This is a genomic window from Bradyrhizobium sp., from assembly GCF_049586575.1.
GTDB lineage: Bacteria > Pseudomonadota > Alphaproteobacteria > Rhizobiales > Xanthobacteraceae > Bradyrhizobium.
In genome coordinates this window covers 1-3,313 of the sequence record NZ_JBAVCF010000573.1, presented here as the reverse complement: position 1 = coordinate 3,313, position 3,313 = coordinate 1, and the positions used below count along the sequence as shown (strand labels likewise).

8 protein-coding genes are annotated in these 3,313 nt (G+C 62.1%); all 8 read left to right on the top strand.

All coding sequences use genetic code 11. The features are described from left to right. Window positions 1-37: 37 nt before the first annotated feature. On the top strand, window positions 38-418 hold the full coding sequence (gene rplV, locus WB528_RS21595; RefSeq protein WP_423890505.1) for a 50S ribosomal protein L22: 381 nt from the start codon (window positions 38-40) through the stop codon (window positions 416-418). 17 nt (window positions 419-435) lie between these two features. Beyond that, window positions 436-1,143 (top strand): 30S ribosomal protein S3, encoded by a 708-nt coding sequence (rpsC, locus tag WB528_RS21590; RefSeq protein ID WP_422257198.1) that lies wholly within the window; start codon window positions 436-438, stop codon window positions 1,141-1,143. A gap of 31 nt (window positions 1,144-1,174) precedes the next feature. Then, a complete protein-coding gene (rplP, locus tag WB528_RS21585; RefSeq protein WP_072823608.1) occupies window positions 1,175-1,588 on the top strand; it encodes a 50S ribosomal protein L16 in 414 nt (137 codons plus the stop codon). Between the two features lie 11 nt (window positions 1,589-1,599). Further along, the gene (gene rpmC / locus WB528_RS21580; RefSeq protein ID WP_423890504.1) at window positions 1,600-1,806 is read left to right on the top strand and encodes a 50S ribosomal protein L29; all 207 of its coding nucleotides are present in this window, start codon (window positions 1,600-1,602) and stop codon (window positions 1,804-1,806) included. 11 nt (window positions 1,807-1,817) lie between these two features. Beyond that, window positions 1,818-2,066, top strand: coding sequence for a 30S ribosomal protein S17 (gene rpsQ / locus WB528_RS21575; protein ID WP_422257193.1), 249 nt, complete (start codon window positions 1,818-1,820; stop codon window positions 2,064-2,066). A gap of 86 nt (window positions 2,067-2,152) precedes the next feature. Next, window positions 2,153-2,521 carry a 50S ribosomal protein L14 gene (rplN, locus tag WB528_RS21570; RefSeq protein WP_072823614.1) on the top strand — a complete coding sequence of 123 codons (369 nt, stop codon included), beginning with the start codon at window positions 2,153-2,155 and terminating at the stop codon, window positions 2,519-2,521. After that, entirely contained in the window at window positions 2,521-2,835 is a 315-nt protein-coding gene (rplX, locus tag WB528_RS21565) for a 50S ribosomal protein L24 (RefSeq protein ID WP_423890503.1), read from the top strand. Before rplN ends, rplX begins: the two co-directional genes overlap by 1 nt. Continuing rightward, a partial coding sequence (gene rplE / locus WB528_RS21560) for a 50S ribosomal protein L5 (protein WP_423890501.1) occupies window positions 2,828-3,313 on the top strand: 486 nt, incomplete at its 3' end. The genes rplX and rplE, both read left to right, overlap by 8 nt.

Here is a 3,313-nt window from a genome sequence, read left to right as displayed (position 1 = left end):
GGCGACAAGAAAGCCAAGAAGGCTTGAGGATTAAGCGATGAGCAAACCAAAGCGCCAACGCGCCCTTGAGGACAATGAGGCCAAGGCGGTCGCCCGGATGCTACGGGTGAGCCCGCAGAAGCTCAATCTTGTCGCGCAATTGATCCGTGGCAGGAAGGCTGCGGCGGCGCTTGCGGACCTGCAGTTCTCGCGCAAGCGGATCGCGGTCGACGTCAAGAAGTGTCTGGAATCGGCGATTGCCAACGCCGAGAACAATCATGACCTCGACGTCGACGATCTCGTGGTCGCCGAGGCGCATGTTGGCAACGGCATCGTGATGAAGCGTTTTGCCCCGCGCGGCCGTGGCCGTTCGGGTCGGGTTTTCAAACCGTTCTCGCAATTGACGATCGTGGTTCGTCAGGTCGAGGCGAGCGCTTAAGGGCGCGGGAGAATACGATGGGTCAGAAGATCAATCCAATTGGGCTCCGCCTCGGTATCAACCGTACCTGGGATTCCCGTTGGTTCGCCGGCAAGAACGAGTACGGCAAGCTGCTGCACGAGGATGTCAAGATCCGCGAGATCCTGCACAAGGAACTCAAGCAGGCGGCTGTCGCCAAGATCGTGATCGAGCGACCGCACAAGAAGTGCCGTGTGACGATCCACTCGGCGCGTCCGGGCGTGGTGATCGGCAAGAAGGGCGCCGACATCGACAAGCTGCGCAAGCGGGTTGCCGATATCACGGCTTCCGACGTCGTCATCAACATCGTCGAAATCCGCAAGCCCGAACTTGATGCCACCTTGGTCGCCGAATCGATCGCGCAGCAGCTCGAGCGCCGCGTCGCGTTCCGCCGCGCCATGAAGCGCGCCGTGCAATCGGCGATGCGTCTGGGCGCCGAAGGCATCCGCATCAACTGCTCGGGCCGCCTGGGCGGCGCCGAAATCGCGCGCATGGAGTGGTACCGCGAAGGCCGCGTGCCGTTGCATACGCTGCGAGCCGACATCGACTATGGCGTCGCGACCGCGTTCACGACGTTCGGTACCTGCGGCGTCAAGGTCTGGATCTTCAAGGGTGAGATCCTCGAGCACGACCCGATGGCCCAGGACAAGAAGATGGCCGAGGGTGATAGCGGACGGCCGCCCCGCCGCGATTCGGCTGCGGCCTGAGAAAATAGAGAAGGTTTGAGGGCTTAACGCCATGATGCAACCAAAGAAAACGAAGTTCCGGAAGGCGCATAAGGGCCGCATCCACGGCACCGCGACTTCGGGCGCGACGTTGTCGTTCGGTCAGTACGGCCTGAAGGCGATGGCGCCCGAGCGCGTCACCGCGCGTCAGATCGAGGCCGCCCGCCGCGCCCTGACCCGTCACATGAAGCGCGCCGGCCGGGTCTGGATCCGCGTATTCCCGGACGTTCCGGTGTCGAAGAAGCCCGCCGAAGTTCGCATGGGTTCCGGCAAGGGTACGCCCGAATTGTGGGTGGCGCGGGTCAAGCCGGGCCGCGTCCTGTTCGAGATTGACGGCGTGACGGTGCAGACCGCGAAGGAAGCGCTTTCGCTCGCCGCCGCCAAACTGCCGATCAAGACGCGCTTCGTCGCGCGCATTGCGGAGTAGGGAAGACGGTCATGGCCCAGATGAAAACTGCCGATATACGCGCGATGAGCCCCGATCAGATGGACGACGCCGTGGTCAATCTGAAGAAGGAGCGCTTCAACTTGCGCTTTCAGCGCGCCACCGGGCAGCTCGAGAATACCTCGCGTCTGCGTGAGGCCCGCCGCGACATCGCCCGCATCAAGACGGTAGCCGCGCAAGCTCGCGCGAAGAAGAAGTAGAGGGTAGACCAATGCCGAAACGTACGCTTCAAGGCGTGGTCGTCAGCGACAAGCAGACCAAGACGGTGGTGGTGCGCGTCGATCGCCGCTTCACCCATCCGATCTACAAGAAGACGATCCGTCGTTCGAAGAACTATCACGCGCACGATGAGAACAGCCAGTTCAAGCCGGGCGACACCGTGTGGATCGAGGAAAGCAAGCCGATCTCGAAGTTGAAGCGCTGGACCGTGGTCCGGGGCGAACATCAGAAGACGGCCTAAGGCCGGTTCGGCTTCGGCCGATCCGGTCAACTTGAAATTTTTAAGCGCAACTTTGCGCAAGCTAGATGAGAGGACGAGGTGCATCAATGATTCAGATGCAGACCAACCTCGACGTGGCCGACAATTCAGGCGCACGCCGTGTCATGTGTATCAAGGTGCTCGGGGGCTCCAAGCGCCGTTACGCCACCGTGGGCGACATCATTGTCGTGTCGATCAAGGAAGCGATTCCGCGCGGCAAGGTGAAGAAGGGCGACGTGATGAAGGCCGTGGTGGTGCGGGTCCGCAAGGACATCCGCCGTCCCGACGGCTCCGTCATCCGCTTCGACCGCAACGCCGCCGTGTTGATCAACAACCAGGCCGAGCCGGTCGGCACCCGTATCTTCGGGCCCGTGCCGCGCGAACTGCGCGCCAAGAACCACATGAAGATCATCTCGCTCGCCCCGGAGGTGCTGTGATGGCTGCCAAGATCCGGAAAGGCGACAAGGTCATCGTGCTGTCGGGCCGCGACAAGGGCCGCACCGGCGAGGTGTTCGAGGTGCGCCCCGACGATAGCAAGGCGCTGGTGCGCGGCGTCAATCTCGTCAAGCGCCACCAGAAGCAAACCCAGAACCAGGAGGGCGGCATCATCTCGAAAGAGGCGCCGATCCACCTGTCCAACATCGCGATCGTCGGCAAGGACGGCAAGCCGACTCGCGTAGGTTTCAAGATTCAGGCGGATGGCACCAAGGTTCGTGTCGCCAAACGCTCGGGAGCAGAGATCGATGGCTGAGACCTCATACACCCCACGCCTGCGCGCGGAATATGACAAGAGCGTTCGCGGCAAGCTGACTGAACAGTTCGGCTACGCCAACATGATGCAGGTGCCGCGGCTGGACAAGGTCGTGCTCAACATGGGCATCGGCGAGGCCGTCAACGACCGCAAGAAGGCGGAGATGGCCGCGGCCGACCTGTCGCTGATCGCGGGCCAGAAGGCGGTCGTGACCTATTCGCGCATCGCGATTGCGACCTACAAGCTTCGTGAGAACCAGCCGATCGGCTGCAAGGTCACGCTGCGCAAGGTCAAGATGTACGAATTCATCGACCGTCTGGTGACCGTTGCGTTGCCCCGCGTGCGCGACTTCCGCGGTCTCAATCCGAAGAGCTTCGATGGCCGCGGCAACTATTCGCTCGGCATCAAGGAGCACATCATTTTCCCCGAAATCGACTTCGACAAGGCGGGCGAGTCGTGGGGCATGGACATTACGGTG

Bases quoted from the DNA above. Each gene is read 5' to 3' on its own strand.
- rplV (WP_423890505.1), top strand. From the start codon at position 38: ATGAGCAAACCAAAGCGCCAACGCGCCCTTGAGGACAATGAGGCCAAG.
- rpsC (WP_422257198.1), top strand. From the start codon at position 436: ATGGGTCAGAAGATCAATCCAATTGGGCTCCGCCTCGGTATCAACCGT.
- rplP (WP_072823608.1), top strand. From the start codon at position 1,175: ATGATGCAACCAAAGAAAACGAAGTTCCGGAAGGCGCATAAGGGCCGC.
- rpmC (WP_423890504.1), top strand. From the start codon at position 1,600: ATGGCCCAGATGAAAACTGCCGATATACGCGCGATGAGCCCCGATCAG.
- rpsQ (WP_422257193.1), top strand. From the start codon at position 1,818: ATGCCGAAACGTACGCTTCAAGGCGTGGTCGTCAGCGACAAGCAGACC.
- rplN (WP_072823614.1), top strand. From the start codon at position 2,153: ATGATTCAGATGCAGACCAACCTCGACGTGGCCGACAATTCAGGCGCA.
- rplX (WP_423890503.1), top strand. From the start codon at position 2,521: ATGGCTGCCAAGATCCGGAAAGGCGACAAGGTCATCGTGCTGTCGGGC.